Consider the following 17,676-nt stretch of genomic DNA (forward strand, 5'->3'; position numbering starts at 1 on the left):
TGGGATATTGCTACGGATTTAAAAATTGTGGACTTTGAACGTGGTGCAAAAGTGACTGGTAGCCGTTTCTTATTCTATCGTGGTCTTGGTGCTCGTTTAGAACGCGCTTTAATGACGTTTATGATGGATTTACATGCAGAAGAGCATGGCTATGAAGAAATGTTACCACCTGTAATTGTTAATCGTGATAGCTTAACAGGTACAGGACAGCTACCTAAATTTGAAGAAGATGTCTTTAAATTAGCTGACACAGATTATTTCATGATTCCCACAGCAGAAGTACCAGTGACTAACTTCTATCGTGATGAAATTTTACCTGTTGAAGCATTACCACAAGGCTTTGCAGCATACAGCGCTTGCTTCCGTTCAGAGGCAGGTTCTGCAGGTCGCGATACACGTGGTTTAATTCGCCAACACCAATTTAACAAAGTAGAATTAGTACGTTTTGTAAAACCAGAAGAATCTTATGAACAACTAGAATTATTAACAGGCCATGCAGAAAAAGTACTACAATTATTAGGGTTACCATACCGCAAACTAAAAATGTGTACAGCTGATTTAGGATTTACTGCAGCGAAAAAGTACGATTTAGAGGTTTGGATTCCAGCACAAAATATGTACCGTGAAATCTCTTCTTGCTCTAACTTTGAAGATTTCCAAGCACGTCGAGCAAATATTCGCTTCCGTCGTGAGCCAAATGCAAAACCAGAGTATGTACACACATTAAACGGCTCAGGTCTTGCAATCGGCCGTACAGTAGCAGCAATCCTAGAAAATTATCAGCAAGCCGACGGAAGCGTAATGATTCCTGAGGTATTAAGACCGTATATGGGCGGAAAAGAAGTAATTGCTCCAAAGTAAACTGAGTCGAAAGCGAAGCGGCAGACTCAAGCCGACGGAAGCATAGTGATTGCTCCGAAATAAATTGAATCGAAAAATAAAAGAAACTACTGCTGGGAATTTATTCTCAACAGTAGTTTTTCTTTTCAATAAGTATGCTAGCGGAAAAATTTATGTGCATTATAGTGTCTGTTAACATTCTTCATTTTCAATAATTAATGCTTGTCGAGCTTTTTTCTCGGCTTTTTTTCTTTCACGTAAAGCTCGGAAAAAATCGGTTAAGATTTGTCCACACTCCTCAGCTAATATTCCTTCTGTCACTTCACATTCATGGTTAAAGCGTGCATCGTTTAATAGACGATAGAGTGAATCTACACAGCCTGCTTTTATATCCCTTGCACCATATACAACCCGTGGTACACGAGATTGCAAAATGGCACCTGCACACATAGGGCAAGGTTCAAGCGTCACATAGAGGGTTGTTTCTTCAAGGCGCCAGCTCCCTATTTTTTTACATGCCTCTTGAATAACCATTAATTCAGCGTGCGTCGTTGCATTTTGTGTTGTTTCTCGTAAATTATGGGCTCGTGCAATGATCTCTCCATCGTAAACAAGCACAGCTCCTATCGGCACTTCTCCAAGTAAAGCAGCTTTCTTAGCTTCTTCTAGTGCACTGTTCATAAACAATCGGTCTGTTTCAAAAATATCCACTATGATCTCTCCTTATCATTTAGTGTATCTTGCTTAATTAACAATTGCTACTATCAAATATGTCTCGGCATCTTGCCTTCAGATTATATAAGACGTAAAACATTGACATATCCAAAATAACCAACTATATTTATATATGAACACATGCTCATATATAAATATAAAAGTTAGGGGAAAACTAAATGGATGAAAAACTAAAAAATACAGAAGCCTTTAATAACAAAGAACGACATTTAGACGAAGAAACATTATTCGTCGTGTCTCAAACATTTAAAGCATTAAGTGATCCGACAAGAATTCGCATTTTAAATTTATTATGTACGGAGGAACATTCGGTAAACGACATTGCTGAAATTTTAGATTTAGGTCAATCAACAGTTTCGCATCAGTTACGTTTTTTGAAAAATTTACGGTTAGTGAAATATAGAAGGGAAGGCACAACCTTATATTATTCAAAAGATGATGATCACATTATGAATTTGTTAATGCAAGCTATTGAGCATGCTGCACATAACTAGAACTAATGGAGGGATAAGAAATGGGACATAATCATGATCACAGCCATGATCATACACATGGCGCAAATAAAAAGGTGTTAATTGTATCATTTATGGTTATTACGAGTTATATGGTTGTTGAAGCAATTGGTGGCTATTTAACAAATAGTTTGGCTCTTTTATCCGATGCTGGACATATGTTAAGTGACTCCATTTCGTTAGCAATCGCTTTGCTTGCTTTTATATTTGGAGAAAAGGCTGCGAGTTATAGTAAAACATATGGTTATAAACGATTTGAAATTTTAGCAGCAGTTTTAAATGGTGTGACGTTAATTTTGATTGCTTTATTCATTTTTTATGAGGCAATAGAACGTTTTGCAAATCCACCGGAAGTGGCAACTACAGGGATGCTCATTATAAGCACAATCGGCCTGTTGATGAATATTTTAGTAGCCTGGATTATGATGCGTGGCAGTGATACAAAAGATAATTTAAATATGCGTGGAGCTTTTTTACATGTATTAAGCGATATGCTTGGATCTGTAGGGGCCATTGTTGCGGCACTATTAATTATGTTTTTTGGTTGGGGCTGGGCTGATCCACTTGCGAGCGTTATCGTTGCAATACTGGTATTGAGAAGCGGTTACTATGTCACGAAGGCGGCTGTCCATATTCTAATGGAAGGAACACCTTCAAATGTAGACGTTCAGGAAATCATACAAACTATTGAACAAACAGCTGGCATTCATAGCATTCACGATTTACACATTTGGACAATAACAAGTGGAACAAATGCACTTTCTTGTCATGCAGTTGTTGATGATCAGCTGAAAATTGCGGATAGTGAGCATATATTACGAGAAATTGAACATAATCTTGAGCATAAGGGCATAAAGCACGTAACGATTCAATTGGAAACAGTTGCACATAAGCATGATAATTCAATTTTATGTACAATAAAAAATGAGCAGTCCAATCATCACCATCATCATTAAAAAATTCTAAAAATTTTCACCTTTACATACCCTTCGTGGGTATGGTAATATGAAATTGTAAAGTAGGAGGTGCATTTATGGAGGATATAGTGAAAGAAGATGCTTGTCATACTGAGGAAGCTACATCATGTCGAAAAAGCCATCATCCTGAACGCGTTAAAAAGGATTTAACGACTCGTTTAAATCGAATTGAAGGTCAAATCCGAGGTATTAAAGGGATGATTGACAAAGATGTTTACTGTGATGATATTATTACGCAACTGTCTGCCACTCAGTCTGCTTTAAATAGTGTAGCAAAGATATTATTAGAAGGTCATTTAAAGGGATGTGTAGTAGATCGCCTATCAGAAGGTGATGAAGCAGTGTTAGATGAATTAGTAGTGACTATCCAAAAATTAATGAAGAAATAGAATTTTTTAACAAATATATACCCCTATACAGTATTTAAAATAAAAGGAGAGATATTTTATGCAAAACGTAACGTTAAACGTACAAGGAATGTCATGTGGACATTGTGTAAACTCAGTGGAAAAAAGTGTAGGAGCTTTAACGGGCGTTGAACAAGTAAAAGTAAATTTAGCCGATGGTTTAGTAGATGTAGCATTTGATGAGACAAAAGTATCTCTAGATCAAATTAAAGAAACAATCGACGATCAAGGCTATGACGTTAAATAATATAAATAGGGTGCTCATGTAGCACTCTATTATTTTCAATTGCACATACCCCTGGTTGGTATGTAGGAAGGAGAAATGATCATGAGTTCAGAAATAAAGGAAGCGAATTTACAAATTACAGGTATGACATGTGCAGCCTGTGCCACTCGTATAGAAAAAGGTTTAAATAAAATGGATGGTGTAGAACAAGCGACGGTTAATTTAGCTCTTGAAAAATCATCCATTAAATATGATCCGACAAAATTAAATGAAGAAGACTTTGAAAAGAAAATTGAAGCACTTGGTTATGGTGTCGTGAAACAAAAAACTGAATTCAACATTACGGGTATGACATGTGCAGCCTGTGCCACTCGTATAGAAAAGGGTTTAAATAAATTAGCAGGTGTATCCTCTGCGAATGTAAACTTAGCGCTTGAAAAAGCGACTATTGAGTTTAACCCATCAGAAGTAACAATTGCAGATATGATTGCGAGGGTTGAAAAATTAGGATATGAGGCTCATCAAAAAGCAGAGGAGCAAGAAACGGTAGATCATCGAGAACAGGCCATCAAAAAACAGCAGCAAAAATTTATTTTATCGGCCATCCTTTCAATACCGTTACTTTGGACGATGGTAGGTCATTTTTCATTTACATCATTTTTATATGTCCCTGAATTTTTAATGAATCCGTGGGTACAAATGGTGTTGGCTACTCCTGTTCAATTCATCATTGGGAAGCAATTTTATGTTGGGGCATACAAAGCTTTACGCAATGGTAGTGCCAATATGGATGTACTTGTAGTCATGGGAACATCCGCTGCTTATTTTTATAGTTTATATCAAGCAATTATTACTGCGGGATCACATCATGCCCCACATCTATATTTTGAAACGAGTGCTGTATTAATTACTTTGATTTTATTAGGTAAATTATTTGAGGCAAAAGCAAAAGGGCGCTCATCTGAAGCAATCAAAAAATTAATGGGCCTTCAAGCAAAAACGGCCATCGTTGTCCGTGATGGTGTAGAAAAAGAAGTACCATTAGAAGAAGTAGTCATTGGCGATATTATTTTAGTGAAACCAGGTGAAAAAATCCCTGTCGATGGCGAGGTAATAGAAGGAACAACGGCTGTTGATGAATCGATGTTAACAGGGGAAAGTTTACCTGTTGATAAAAAGCAAGGGGACCTATTATTTGGTTCCACTATTAATAAAAATGGCTTTATTAAAATGACAGCAACTAAAGTCGGCCGTGATACGGCCTTAGCTCAAATTATTAAAGTTGTAGAGGATGCACAAGGCTCAAAAGCGCCAATCCAGCGCTTAGCAGACCAAATTTCAGGCATTTTTGTACCAATTGTCGTAGGGATTGCGGCCGTAACGTTTCTAATTTGGATGATCTGGGTGCGACCTGGTGAATTTACGCCAGCGCTTGAAGTATTAATTGCAGTTCTCGTGATTGCTTGTCCATGTGCACTTGGATTAGCAACGCCAACATCTATTATGGCGGGCTCTGGGCGTGCTGCGGAATTTGGTGTTTTGTTTAAAGGTGGGGAGCATTTAGAGCAAACGCAAAGCATTGATACAGTAGTTGTTGATAAAACAGGTACAGTAACACACGGCAAACCTGTATTAACGGATATCGTACTGGCGGCAAATCAGGACGAAACTCGATTTTTATCGTTAATCGGCGCAGCGGAGAAGCAATCGGAGCATCCGTTAGCAGAAGCAATTGTTCAAGGAATTACTGATCGTGGTATTGACCTAGGGGATGTTCAATTTTTTGAAGCAATACCAGGTTACGGTGTGCAAGCGACTGTCTCTGGTCAAGGAGTTGTCATCGGTACGCGTAAATTGATGCAACAATATGGTATTCACATTGATGATATTCTACCGATAATGGAGCAATTAGAGGAAAACGGTAAAACGGCTATGTTAGCTGCGATTAACAATCAGTATGCCGGACTAGTAGCAGTTGCTGATACAGTGAAAGCTACTTCAAAAGAAGCGGTAAGTCGTCTACAAGAGATGGGCATTACGGTCATTATGATGACTGGTGATAATGAACGTACAGCACAAGCTATTGGTGCAGAAGTTGGTGTGAATCGTGTGATTGCAGAAGTACTTCCGGAAGGCAAAGCGAATGAAGTGAAAAAACTGCAAGCTACAGGTAAAAAAGTGGCGATGGTTGGTGATGGCATTAATGATGCACCAGCACTTGCAACGGCTACTATTGGGATGGCGATTGGTACCGGTACAGACGTTGCGATGGAAGCGGCCGATATTACATTGATTCGTGGCGATTTAAACAGTATCGCGGATGCTATCATCATGAGTCGTAAAACAATGCGCAACATTAAGCAAAACTTATTCTGGGCATTTGCTTACAATACATTAGGTATTCCAATTGCCGCAATTGGTTTACTGGCTCCTTGGGTAGCGGGTGCAGCGATGGCATTTAGTTCAGTGTCTGTTGTTTTAAATGCACTACGTTTACAGCGAGTGAAATTATAGAGATTACGATAGATCCACTTCGGTGGGTCTATTTTTTTTGGACGCCTATTTTATAGAGAAATAGTTTGATTCTGTTTTTCATTTTCGCACTATGATACAATGAAAAGCACTGAATATAAAAACCTCTTGGACGAGGTAATTGATGATAGAATCCATAGAACATGAAGGAGGAGCTTCTGGTGACGGTTCCATTTGTTACGGTAGAAGGTCCGATTGGTGTTGGTAAAACCTCTTTATCTAAAGAGATTGCAGCAACATTTAATTACCATCTATTAAAAGAAATAGTAGACGAAAACCCTTTTTTAAATAAGTTTTATGAAAACATTGAGGAATGGAGCTTCCAAACGGAAATGTTCTTCCTATGTAATCGCTATAAACAATTGTCGGATATAAAAAGTTTCCGTCTAACACATGATAAACCTGTTGTAGCAGACTACCACATTTTTAAAAATTTAATATTTGCTAAGCGTACATTGGCATCAACTGAGTATGATAAATACGAGGAAATATATAAAATATTAACGAAAGATATGCCTGTACCTAATGTAGTTGTTTATTTACATGCCAGTGTTGATACATTGATGAAACGTATTGCGATGCGTGGTCGCGAATTTGAAAAAATGATTTCACGGGATTACATGGAGCAATTAGTGGCAGATTATCATTCTTTTATCGAGCATTTTGAGACTATGCATCCCGATATTCCTGTTATTCGATTTAATGGTGATCAGCTTGATTTCGTAAAACATCCAAAAGATTTGAAATTTGTTTTACAAACAATAAAGGACACGTTACAACAAAGGAGCTTGCAACAATGAATTTGAGAGAGAAATACGATATTCCTCCACAAACGGTCATTACAATCGCTGGTACGGTTGGTGTAGGAAAGTCAACAATGACAAAGGCGTTGGCAGAGGCGCTAAATTTCCGTACATCGTTTGAAAAAGTGGATACAAATCCATATTTAGATAAATTTTATGAGGACTTTGAAAAATGGAGCTTTCATTTACAGGTGTATTTTTTAGCTGAACGTTTTAAAGAGCAGAAGCGAATCTTTGAATATGGCGGTGGGTTTATTCAAGATCGCTCAATCTATGAAGATACAGGAATTTTTGCTAAGATGCACTATGATAAAGGTACAATGAGCCCAACGGATTACGAGACGTATACAAATTTATTTGATGCTATGGTAATGACACCCTATTTCCCGCACCCAGATTTACTGGTTTATTTAGAAGGACCAATTGATTCTGTTATTGGACGAATTCAAGAGCGTGGTCGTGCGATGGAGCAGCAAACACCGAATGATTATTGGATTGAAATGCATGACCGCTATGAAAACTGGATCAATAATTTTAATTCATGCCCGGTTCTACGTTTAGATATAAATGATTATGATTTATTAAAAAATCCTGAAGCAATTGAATCAATTGTTAGCCGCATCAGTCATATGCTAAAACAAACAAGTCATTTACGTAAATAGGAAGTTCATGAAGCTCTGGCTGAAAGCAAAGTGACGGACAGAAAAGCGTAATTGAAGAAAATAAATGATCAAAAGACGTGATACAATATGTAACCTATTGTATCACGTCTTTTGAATAGGGGGGATTACTATAAGAATAGCGGTGTATTGCGGTTCTGGCTTAGGCATAAGCACGATTTTTGCAGAGAAGGCAGCCGAATTAGGGACTGTTTTAGCTCAGAATAGTCATGGTGTCGTTTATGGTGGTTCGAAAACAGGATTAATGGGAAAAGTGGCAGATGCCGTATTAGAAGCTGGCGGTGAGGTTATTGGCGTGATGCCAACTCATTTACAGAAGCGGGAAATAGCACATGCCTCGTTAACAGAGATTCATTTTGTTGAGTCAATGCATGTACGTAAAGCCAAAATGGTAGAGTTAGCAGATGCTTTTATTGCCTTACCGGGTGGTGGGGGAACAATGGATGAATATTTTGAAGTGTTTACGTGGGCACAAATTGGCTTACATGAAAAGCCCGTAATTTTATATAATGTGAATGGTTTTTATGATGCGCTTTTGCAATTATTTAAGAAAATGCTCGAAGAAGGTTTTATACGAACTGAACAAAAAGCACTTATTCGCGTAGCTACCACATCGGAGGAAGTATTACATTTATTAAAAGAGCATAAGTAACTTTTTGTCCAAAAAAGAATCCATTTTGAAAAAGATTGATCAAAATGGATTCTTTTTCATTTAAGCTAATGGCATATAAATTGCCTGTTTGCCCTGTTGTTAAGAAAATGCAATTATTACATAATTGATTTTAAATTTACTAAATCTTCTGAAATACATTGAAATAGTAGATGACTTTTATTTACAATAATTGTGTAAGAATTTCATAAATCATAATAGGGGTGTTATAGATGACAAAGGTGGAAGTAAGTTTTGAGCATTTACCTACGACTGCAGTTTCAGATGCGACAGGAGGACATACGAATTTACGTAGTGACATTAAACCGTTAGCAGATCATTTTAAAATTGCTGGTCGTGCGGTAACAGTACGCTTACCGGATGGTGAAAATGGGGCAGTATTGGAAGCCATTCGAGCTGCTAGCGAAGGAGATATTTTAGTAATTGACGCTAAAGGGAATACCAATCGTGCAGTTGCTGGTGATTTTGTTCTTTCGTTGGCGAAGGGTATAGGTATACAGGGCTTTGTCGTTGATGGTGTGATTCGTGATTTGGCTGCTATTCAAGAATTAGACTTCCCAGTGTTTTCACTTGGCACAACGGTAGCAGCTGGTCATAAAAATGGCGGTGGCGAAGTAAATGTTCCAATTGCTATAGGGGGCGTTTCGGTTTGTCCTGGTGATTATATTATTGGAGATGTGGACGGAGTTGTGGTCGTACCACATGAAGATGCAGAGCGTATTGTGGCAGCTGCCGAGGCAAAGCTTGAAAAAGATGATATGCGCGCACAAGAGGCACATGCAAATGGAAAAGAATCTATTATCGCTTATTTAGATAAAGTTTTAACACCTTCAATCTAAAGATGAATAAAAAATCCTCACGATGCCATCTATACATCGTGAGGATTTTTTAATTTTTATGCTAAATTTTCATTATCTTTAAAGTAAGTTTTCATTTTTTCTGCATCGAAACGGCCTTCCCATTTCGCCATTACTAATGACGCAAGTGAGTTACCAATTACGTTAACAACTGTACGTCCCATATCTAGAATACGATCGATACCGGCGATGAATGCTAAACCTTCAATTGGAATGCCGACAGTACCTAGAGTTGCTAGAAGTACAACGAAGGATACTCCTGGAACACCTGCAATCCCTTTAGATGTAACCATTAATACAAGCATTAACGTAATTTGTTCACCAATACTTAGGTGAATACCGTACATTTGAGCAATAAATAATGCAGCAATAGCTTGGTATAGTGTAGAACCATCTAAGTTAAAGGAGTAACCGGTTGGAATAACAAAGGATACGATATCCTTCGGAGCGCCTAGTTTCTCCATTTTCATCATAATTCGCGGTAACACAGCTTCAGAACTTGCTGTAGAGAACGCTAAAATCAGCTCATCTTTTAGTACTTTAATTAGGAAGAAGATACTGATACCTGTAAATCTGGCCACAAGACCAAGAACGACAAAGATAAAGAATAACATTGTTGCATAAACAAGTATTGCGAGTTTACCGAGTGGTATTAGTGAAGCGAATCCATATTTGGAAACGGTTACACCGATTAAACCAAATACCCCAAGCGGAGCGAATTTCATTACAAGATTCGTTACCCAGAACATAGCATCTGCTACACCTTGGAAGAAGTCTAATACTGGTTTACCTCGATCGCCAATGGCAGCTACTCCTAAACCAAAAATAACTGAGAAGAAAATGATCGCAAGCATATTACCTTCAGACATTGCCTGAACGATATTTGTCGGTACAATGCTTACAATAATATCAAATGGTCCTTCATGCTGCACTTCTTCTGTAGTTGCAACGTATTTCGAAATATCTCCTTGAGAGAGCTCGTTCATGTTTAGACCCGCGCCAGGTTGGAATAAGTTTGCGGAAAGTAAACCAATTACAATTGCTACTGTTGTAATAACTTCAAAGTAAATAAGTGATTTTCCGCCTAATCGTCCAAGCTGTTTCATGTCTCCAGTGCCAGCAACACCAACGATTAAAGTCGAAATAATAATCGGTACAACAATCATTTTAATTAGATGAAGGAAAATATCACCTAGAGGTTGTAAATATGTTTCAATTTTGGGGTTTCCATAAAAGATACCACCAATAATAATCCCTAAAATCAAACCGATTAAAATTTGAGTGGCTAAACTGATTCTAAATTTCTTCTTCAAAACCTTAGTACCTCCTAATATTAAAATTTTTAGGACTTGCCTTACTTTAATAATACGGAGGACTTATGGAATCCGACGGAATCCGAGAAAATTAATTTACTTTAGTTAAAATGTCTGAATATAATACCTGAATAAACTTCTTGATATTAACTTTTGCTTTACGATTTCCGTGATCTTCAATCTGACTCATAAGCTGACGAATTTCTTTAAAGTCAAAGTATCGGGGTGCATAATATTCAAATTCGGAGTTTGTATAATCCACGACACCCAGATTGGCGAGATTTATCATAGCTGCTAATATAGTACGACGCACACGCTGTTCAATGGCTTTACTTTCCTTCAAGATTTCATCTGGTGTAGCCTTTGTGACAGCTGCAATTTCCTCATAAAGTTCCTTTAATGGCGGAAGCGGTGCAATTTTGTGCTGATGAGCAAGTAATGTCTCAATGATCGCAATAATATCTTCGCTTCCAATCTCACCAACGATACCCATATCATTTAAGATGGTTTGAATATGATCGCGTGACGTTGCTTTATGATTTATTTGTTCACTTAGGTCAATATTTGTAAGTGATTGGCGAATAATAAGCAATGAGTTTTTTAGGCGAAATTGTTCAGTTGTTTTACGTAAAACATTCTCAACCTCAATACGGTTGATAGGTTTATGAATAAAGAAATCTATACCTTGCTCATATGCCTCACCTACCATTTCCTTATTCACCACCTGAGAAATCATAACAAATTGTCCCTCGAAGCGATTTTGAATAAGGTGCTCGACTGTAGCTATTCCATCGAGCTTAGGCATAAGTAAGTCAATCAACACAAATTCTGGCTGTGTCATTAAAATTTGTGGAATGGCATCCTCACCATTGCGTGCTTCACCAATAACGGTACCTAAGCCACTTTCTTCAATAATTTGTTTTAACATGACCCGACTTGCACGATCATCATCTACAATAAAATACCTCATTTAAGTCTCTCCCGTTTGAATAGTTTGCGTAGGAACTGCAATTTTAAACATCGTGTTTTGAGCATTTGATTCAACGGATATTGAGCCATTTAATTTATTTACTAATTCAACAACATGTGAAAGCCCAATACCTGTTGCTGCGACACCTTCTACATTGTATTTTGTTGTGTATCCAGGTTCAAAAATAATAGAAAGATTACTTTGCGGGATACCCTTTCCATTATCACATACTGTTATTACAGTATCATCCTGTTGCTGTTGAATGGCAATAGAAATGATGCCTTGATCTTCAATTGCTTCTATAGCATTGGCTGTTAAATTATTTAAAAGTGCAAGCAATGCAATATGTTCTTTCGTTTGAAAATCACTTTCAATAGTTAATTGAAAGTCGATTTCTTTCCCAAGAAAATTAGCGTACTTACTGTTGCCGTCTTCGATATAATGTAATAATTCTGACAATCTAAGGGAGCCATAGCTCTTTTCACCAACAATTTTAGAAATACCTGCATAAATACGTTGCGAATCCTTCTTCACTTCATGAATTTCCTGGGCAATATGGAGTGCCTGTAAACTTTCTGCACGATAACCTAGTGATTTTAATTGTCGATATAATTCAAATCCACTGGCTGTAATTGCTTCTATGTGGTTCATCGATTTTTTTAAATATAGTGTCTCAACATATAAATCTGAGCCGATCGTAAGCATTTCCTGAACACGTTTTTTTTGCTCAGCAATTAAAATGGAACTAAAAATACCGACAACAAAGAAACTGCGTAAAAAAGCAACTGCTAATAGTATAAGTAAATCATGAAGGAATAAAAAAGTATAAGAATTTATAAAAAAACGAAATAGTTGTTCCACTAAATTACTGAATACTTCACTAAACGAAACTAGTAGTCCAAGCAATAGTGGTTTTTCTCTATATTGATGAATATTTAGAATTTGTAAGCATATTGCAAATAATATATAAAATGCAGCAGCCGGTAAATGTATTTGTAAACTATCGACTAATGGAACATCATGAAAAGAGTAATTAATGATAATTCGAAAAATGGTTGTCACGATACTTGTAGCAAACCCAGCCAAAATGATTGGTGTAGGTCTAAGTAGCGTGCATAAAAAGAAAATAATACTTCCTAATCCGAAACGAAAAGGCGTATCAGCGAAAGGTATTATTTTAATCTCACTACCGATAGCGGTTAACAGAGCGATTATAAAAATCCAAGTGAGGGGGGCACGGGGTATGTAAAACTTCGAGTGCATAAAAAATCCTCCCTAATCAATATTAACGAGCAATATGCTAAAAGAGCTCGTTTAAATGTTTGAAATAAAGGTAATTGTACCACTCCTTTTGATGTTTCGTTGGGGTGAAACACGATTTAGAAACAAAAGCGCATTTGCCTAGATGAAATACAATAAAAAAATACCACAACCTAAGTGGAAGTGGCATCTATTAAAGGTTACATACAATTTTAAAGCAAAAAAAACGGCTACATTCGTAGTCGGAATTTTAAAACTGGAGGAGGTAGAGGGATTCGAACCCCCGCGCGGTGTTACCCGCCTGTCGGTTTTCAAGACCGATCCCTTCAGCCAGACTTGGGTATACCTCCATGTTGTTTTGTTGCATTGTCTTATCGACAAGATTTAATTTATCACATTATATATTAAACGTCAACATAATTTTTATATTTTTTTATTAATTTCTTATTTTACAGTGCAGATAGAATATTCCATATAAATATTATGCGTATTAAGTTGCAATTTATGAAAACAGTCAGTATACTAGTTATTGCCGTGCTAGGTGGGAAGGTAGCGGTGTCCTGTAACTCGCAATCCGCTCTAGCGAGACTGAATTCCTTTTTCGAGGCTGTCCGTATTGTTTGGTCTGCCTTTTGCACGTAGTGTTGACGATTGGGTCCTGCGCAATGGATACCCATGAACCATGTCAGGTCCGGAAGGAAGCAGCATTAAGTGGTCTTATCCATGTGCCGCGGGGTTGCCTAATCTGAGCTAACGACAAGAGTAACGCTTATGTGCGGCTGTCGAAGAAAGGTGCACGGCATTAACTTGCCAATTCAAACGCATCCGTCTACAAAGGCGGATGCGTTTTTTTATGATTTTTTTAATTTTTGTTGGGACGGAAGGTCAATCGTTAGAATGTATAAGGAAGCTACAAATGGCACAAGGTTGCCGATAGGAGCCTGAAGCATCAGCCTTACTATAGGGAATGAAAGAGAATTGTCCCGAAATTTACAGAAAAACGATGACACTATTTTATAAATAATGAGGCAAATGCTATAATAGAACTATTCTATATAATGAAGAAGAGGAGAGGAAACCATTGACGTATCAAGCATTTTATCGTGTGTATCGACCGCAATCATTCCGAGAAATGTCTGGCCAAGCACATGTCAAAAGAACGCTACAAAATGCTCTCCTAGCGAATAAAACAACGCATGCTTATTTATTTTCCGGCCCGCGTGGTACCGGGAAAACAAGTACAGCTAAAATTTTTGCAAAGGCATTAAATTGTGAGCATGCACCATCAAACGAGCCTTGTAATGAATGTGCTACTTGTTTAAGTATTACAGAAGGTTCTCACCCAGATGTTATTGAATTTGATGCGGCGTCTAATTCACGCGTTGAAGAAATTCGTGACATCATTGAGAAAGTTCGATTTGCTCCTGCAAGTAGCAGATATAAAGTGTATATCATCGATGAAGTGCATATGCTTTCTACAAGTGCTTTCAACGCCCTTTTAAAGACGTTAGAAGAACCACCATCTCATGCCGTATTTATTTTAGCAACGACAGAGCCTCATAAATTGCCCGCAACGATTATTTCAAGATGTCAGCGCTTTGATTTCAAACGTCTTTCAACCAATGATATTATTGAGCGCATGAAAGTTGTATTAGAAGACATTGAGTTGCCATTTGAGGAACAGGGTTTAAAGGTAATCGCACAATCAGCAGCAGGTGGTATGCGAGATGCTTTAAGCTTATTAGATCAGGTTGTATCCTTCAGCGGAGAAAAGTTGAAGCTTGAAGATACATTACTTGTGACAGGTTCTATTAGTCAGGAAATTTTCTATGAATTAGCAGAAGCTCTAAAAGTAAAAGATGTCGGACAAATGCTTGCGTTATTAGAACAGCTTATCGCGGACGGCAAAGATCCTCTTCGACTTTCAGAGGACTTGATTACATTTTTCCGGGATTTATTACTACTGCAAACAAGTGAAGATCTGGCCGAATTATTAGAACTAGTATCACCCGAGGAGCGAGTATTTACTTTAGCGCATGACTTTGCACCGGATTTGTTATATGGCTACATTGATATTTTAGCGAAAACGCAGCAAGAAATGCGATTCTCCCATCATACAAAGATTTACTTAGAAACGGCATTACTTAAAATGGTGCAGTTTTCCGGAGGTTCAGTTGGTCAAACTACCACTTCGGGTGAGGTAGCTATGAGTCCTGAGCTCGCTCAAAAAGTCGTGGCACTCGAGCAGATGGTGCAGCAACTATCAGCCCAATTACAAGCGGGTGCTTCTGTACAAACGACGCAAACGCCAAAAGAGCAACGTCCACGAGCTAAAAGTCCAAACGGCTATAAAGCACCAACAGGTCGTATTCAAGAGATACTAAAAGATGCTACAAAGCAAGATGTACAACGCATCAAATCGGTTTGGGCACAGGCGTTAAGCCAAATGCAAAAATCTCAGTCAGCTCTTTTAGCAGAAGCTGAACCTGTTGCGGCATCATCAAGTGCTTTTGTGTTAAAATTCAAGTATGATATTCATTGTCAAATGGTTGCTGATAATCAATCCTTAAAAGCTCAGTTCACACAATTAATTGCAGGGCAAACTGGTACTATGTACGAAATGCTTTGTACGCCTGAAGAGGCTTGGTTAAAATTACGTGAAGAGTTTATTCGTGATCACGGCTTACAGCAACAGAAAAATTCTCAGAGTGAAACCGATCATGAAGTGGAATTATTGGATTCACCTCCGGCAGAAATGTCAGAAGGGCCGTTTATCGACGATGCTCAACCGCTTGCCTCACAAGATCCACTTGTGACGGAAGCAGAAAAGCTGTTTGGTAAAGATTTTATTGAAATTGTAGAAGATTAATCATTTAGGAGGAATATGTTTATGCGTGGAATGGGAAATATGCAAGGTATGATGAAAAAAATGCAAAAAATGCAAAAGGAAATGATGGAAGCTCAAGAGGCTTTAAACGCAGAGCAATTTGAAGGTGCAGCTGGTGGCGGCATGGTTAAAGTAACTGTAACTGGTCAACGCGAAGTCGTAGAAGTAAATCTTGATCCTTCAGTAGTAGATCCAGAAGATATCGAAATGCTACAAGATTTAATCGTTATTGCTACAAATGAAGCATTGAAAAAAGTAGATGAAAAAACGAATTCAACAATGGGCAAATTCACTCAAGGGATGAACCTTCCGTTCTAGGAGGTAAATAAATGTACTACCCAGAACCAATATCGAAACTGATTGATAGTTTTATGAAATTGCCAGGTATCGGGCCGAAAACCGCGGCTCGGCTGGCGTTTTTTGTGTTAACAATGAAAGAGGATGACGTTTTATCCTTTTCAAAGGCATTAATAGATGCTAAACGAAATTTAAGCTACTGCTCCGTATGCGGCAACATAACTGATGTAGATCCATGTCATATCTGTACAGACAAACAAAGAGATCATTCTGTAATTTGCGTTGTCCAAGATACAAAAGATGTCATTGCGATGGAAAAAATGCGCGATTTTAATGGTATGTATCATGTGTTACAGGGAGCTATTTCACCTATGGATGGTGTTGGTCCAGAAGATATTAATGTCGCTTCCCTACTAGTTCGTTTGCAAGACGAGGCTGTTCAAGAGCTTATTTTAGCTACGAATTCAACTATTGAGGGCGAGGCAACAGCAATGTATATTTCTCGTCTGGTGAAGCCATCCGGCATTCGAACAACACGAATCGCTCACGGACTACCAGTAGGTGGAGATTTAGAATATGCAGATGAAGTAACCTTATCGAAGGCAATGGAAGGTCGCCGAGAATTGTGAGTGAGGGATTAATATGTTCTTCCGAAGTAAGGGAAAATTAAAAAAAGAATTCGATGACAAGCTTGTAAATCTTATAAAAGAAACAAAAGAGGATTTACAGCAGGCGAAGATAATTGAAGAACTACTAGATGACTATGATTTAGAAGTAATTGCTCAACGAAAAGCATCGGAGAGTATACATTTCTATCTATTCAAGGAAGCTAGAATTCGGAGAGTATTAATTAAATAATAGGTTTCAACTTATTCCAGCGGATATCCTAACATCCGCAGGAATAGGGGAACTCAGGCTAAAAACCTCGCATCCTGTGAAAATGCCTGAGTGCGAGCATCGTTATTGGGCCTAAGTACAAAGGCAGAATCCAGAAGCGACAGCTACAAATGTTTTCCGTAGCAAAAGCAAAGCGTCTGCTATAAGTTGCCGAGGCATAATTGATATTCATAGAAGTAAAATAGGAAACATAAACTTTCATAATTATATCGTTAAGGGGGAAACCATATGTCGTGGTTAGTAATTATGAGCTTTTGTGTACCTGTAGTGCTTCTTTTTCTTTATATAATAATAAGACATGCCAAGATGGGTAAAATATTAGAAGGAATGTCTGTGTTTTGGTTTAGATTTGCATTTGCCTTTCTACTATTATTTATTATTCACTTAGGTTTAGGTTATGCAGGCTATAATGTACCGATTAATCTATTTTCAGTATTCGCAATTGCAATATTGGGTATTCCAGGTGTGCTAGGAATAACTGCTTTAGTATATTTTTTATAAAATGCTTGCAAAACAAAAATATTGTGATATAGTAATAAGAGTCGTTAAGATAACCGTTGGAAAACAAATGAGTTTGAAATTAAACAATTTAATTGTTGACAATGAGTGATCGACATGATATTATATAAGAGTTGCTGTTGAGAAAACAGTGACGAAATGAACCTTGAAAACTGAACAAGCAAAACGTAATCAATAAAGTTTTTAGTAGCTAACTTTGAGTTAGTGAACAAAACAAAATTTTGGACATCAAACATGATGCCAGCAAAACAATTTGAGCTAATCAAATTTCTTTTTATGGAGAGTTTGATCCTG

The 17,676-nt window shown here is 37.6% G+C and carries 19 protein-coding genes, 1 tRNA gene and 1 other RNA gene; 16 read left to right on the forward strand and 5 right to left on the reverse strand.

Features of this window, described 5'->3' with window-relative positions:
- Window positions 1–861 (forward strand): serine--tRNA ligase (gene serS, locus MWJ95_RS24005; protein ID WP_249107371.1); only part of this gene is annotated, 861 nt, incomplete at its 5' end.
- 171 nt (window positions 862–1,032) lie between these two features.
- On the opposite strand, the gene tadA is transcribed toward serS, so the two are convergent.
- A complete protein-coding gene (gene tadA / locus MWJ95_RS24010) occupies window positions 1,033–1,551 on the reverse strand; it encodes a tRNA adenosine(34) deaminase TadA (protein ID WP_249076345.1) in 519 nt (172 codons plus the stop codon).
- Between the two features lie 182 nt (window positions 1,552–1,733).
- On the opposite strand from tadA, the gene MWJ95_RS24015 reads away from it, so the two are divergent.
- The 9 genes from MWJ95_RS24015 to MWJ95_RS24055 all read left to right on the forward strand — a co-directional run bounded on the left by MWJ95_RS24015 (window position 1,734) and on the right by MWJ95_RS24055 (window position 9,221).
- Window positions 1,734–2,069, forward strand: coding sequence for an ArsR/SmtB family transcription factor (locus MWJ95_RS24015; RefSeq protein WP_249107372.1), 336 nt, complete (start codon window positions 1,734–1,736; stop codon window positions 2,067–2,069).
- Between the two features lie 20 nt (window positions 2,070–2,089).
- Window positions 2,090–3,043, forward strand: a complete 954-nt coding sequence (locus MWJ95_RS24020; RefSeq protein WP_249107373.1) for a cation diffusion facilitator family transporter — start codon at window positions 2,090–2,092, stop codon at window positions 3,041–3,043.
- 77 nt (window positions 3,044–3,120) lie between these two features.
- Window positions 3,121–3,453 carry a metal-sensitive transcriptional regulator gene (locus tag MWJ95_RS24025; protein ID WP_049662516.1) on the forward strand — a complete coding sequence of 111 codons (333 nt, stop codon included), beginning with the start codon at window positions 3,121–3,123 and terminating at the stop codon, window positions 3,451–3,453.
- Between the two features lie 58 nt (window positions 3,454–3,511).
- Window positions 3,512–3,718 (forward strand): copper chaperone CopZ, encoded by a 207-nt coding sequence (gene copZ, locus MWJ95_RS24030; RefSeq protein WP_249076348.1) that lies wholly within the window; start codon window positions 3,512–3,514, stop codon window positions 3,716–3,718.
- 81 nt (window positions 3,719–3,799) lie between these two features.
- Window positions 3,800–6,211: a heavy metal translocating P-type ATPase gene (locus tag MWJ95_RS24035; RefSeq protein WP_249107374.1), complete on the forward strand. Its 2,412-nt coding sequence runs from the start codon at window positions 3,800–3,802 to the stop codon at window positions 6,209–6,211.
- A 179-nt stretch (window positions 6,212–6,390) separates the two neighbouring features.
- Entirely contained in the window at window positions 6,391–7,029 is a 639-nt protein-coding gene (locus MWJ95_RS24040; RefSeq protein ID WP_308221957.1) for a deoxynucleoside kinase, read from the forward strand.
- Window positions 7,026–7,694, forward strand: coding sequence for a deoxynucleoside kinase (locus tag MWJ95_RS24045; protein WP_249076352.1), 669 nt, complete (start codon window positions 7,026–7,028; stop codon window positions 7,692–7,694). Before MWJ95_RS24040 ends, MWJ95_RS24045 begins: the two co-directional genes overlap by 4 nt.
- A 142-nt stretch (window positions 7,695–7,836) precedes the next feature.
- Window positions 7,837–8,364, forward strand: a complete 528-nt coding sequence (locus MWJ95_RS24050) for an LOG family protein (protein ID WP_249076353.1) — start codon at window positions 7,837–7,839, stop codon at window positions 8,362–8,364.
- Between the two features lie 230 nt (window positions 8,365–8,594).
- Window positions 8,595–9,221, forward strand: a complete 627-nt coding sequence (locus tag MWJ95_RS24055; protein WP_249076354.1) for an RraA family protein — start codon at window positions 8,595–8,597, stop codon at window positions 9,219–9,221.
- Between the two features lie 56 nt (window positions 9,222–9,277).
- On the opposite strand, the gene MWJ95_RS24060 is transcribed toward MWJ95_RS24055, so the two are convergent.
- The 4 genes from MWJ95_RS24060 to MWJ95_RS24075 form a co-directional block, all read right to left on the reverse strand.
- Window positions 9,278–10,552 (reverse strand): cation:dicarboxylate symporter family transporter, encoded by a 1,275-nt coding sequence (locus MWJ95_RS24060; RefSeq protein ID WP_249076355.1) that lies wholly within the window; start codon window positions 10,550–10,552, stop codon window positions 9,278–9,280.
- A 91-nt stretch (window positions 10,553–10,643) separates the two neighbouring features.
- Window positions 10,644–11,522 (reverse strand): response regulator, encoded by an 879-nt coding sequence (locus tag MWJ95_RS24065; protein ID WP_249076356.1) that lies wholly within the window; start codon window positions 11,520–11,522, stop codon window positions 10,644–10,646.
- Window positions 11,523–12,785, reverse strand: a complete 1,263-nt coding sequence (locus MWJ95_RS24070; protein ID WP_249076357.1) for an ATP-binding protein — start codon at window positions 12,783–12,785, stop codon at window positions 11,523–11,525.
- A 254-nt stretch (window positions 12,786–13,039) separates the two neighbouring features.
- Window positions 13,040–13,132: transfer RNA gene (locus tag MWJ95_RS24075), tRNA-Ser, on the reverse strand.
- 182 nt (window positions 13,133–13,314) lie between these two features.
- Here MWJ95_RS24075 and ffs point away from each other — a divergent pair.
- The 6 genes from ffs (at window position 13,315) to MWJ95_RS24105 (ending at window position 17,364) form a co-directional block, all read left to right on the forward strand.
- Window positions 13,315–13,582: signal recognition particle sRNA large type (gene ffs / locus MWJ95_RS24080), an RNA gene on the forward strand.
- 281 nt (window positions 13,583–13,863) lie between these two features.
- The gene (dnaX, locus tag MWJ95_RS24085; RefSeq protein WP_249107375.1) at window positions 13,864–15,651 is read left to right on the forward strand and encodes a DNA polymerase III subunit gamma/tau; all 1,788 of its coding nucleotides are present in this window, start codon (window positions 13,864–13,866) and stop codon (window positions 15,649–15,651) included.
- A 21-nt stretch (window positions 15,652–15,672) separates the two neighbouring features.
- Complete coding sequence (locus MWJ95_RS24090; protein ID WP_249107376.1) at window positions 15,673–15,987, forward strand: YbaB/EbfC family nucleoid-associated protein; 315 nt, start codon at window positions 15,673–15,675, stop codon at window positions 15,985–15,987.
- 11 nt (window positions 15,988–15,998) lie between these two features.
- A complete protein-coding gene (gene recR / locus MWJ95_RS24095; protein ID WP_249076361.1) occupies window positions 15,999–16,595 on the forward strand; it encodes a recombination mediator RecR in 597 nt (198 codons plus the stop codon).
- Window positions 16,596–16,608: 13 nt separating this feature from the next.
- Complete coding sequence (locus MWJ95_RS24100) at window positions 16,609–16,824, forward strand: YaaL family protein (protein ID WP_249076364.1); 216 nt, start codon at window positions 16,609–16,611, stop codon at window positions 16,822–16,824.
- A gap of 267 nt (window positions 16,825–17,091) precedes the next feature.
- Window positions 17,092–17,364: a pro-sigmaK processing inhibitor BofA family protein gene (locus MWJ95_RS24105; RefSeq protein WP_249076366.1), complete on the forward strand. Its 273-nt coding sequence runs from the start codon at window positions 17,092–17,094 to the stop codon at window positions 17,362–17,364.
- Window positions 17,365–17,676: the final 312 nt, after the last annotated feature.

The sequence above is a fragment of the Lysinibacillus sp. Bpr_S20 genome (genome assembly GCF_023337835.1).
In the GTDB taxonomy this organism is placed as follows: Bacteria; Bacillota; Bacilli; order Bacillales_A; family Planococcaceae; genus Lysinibacillus.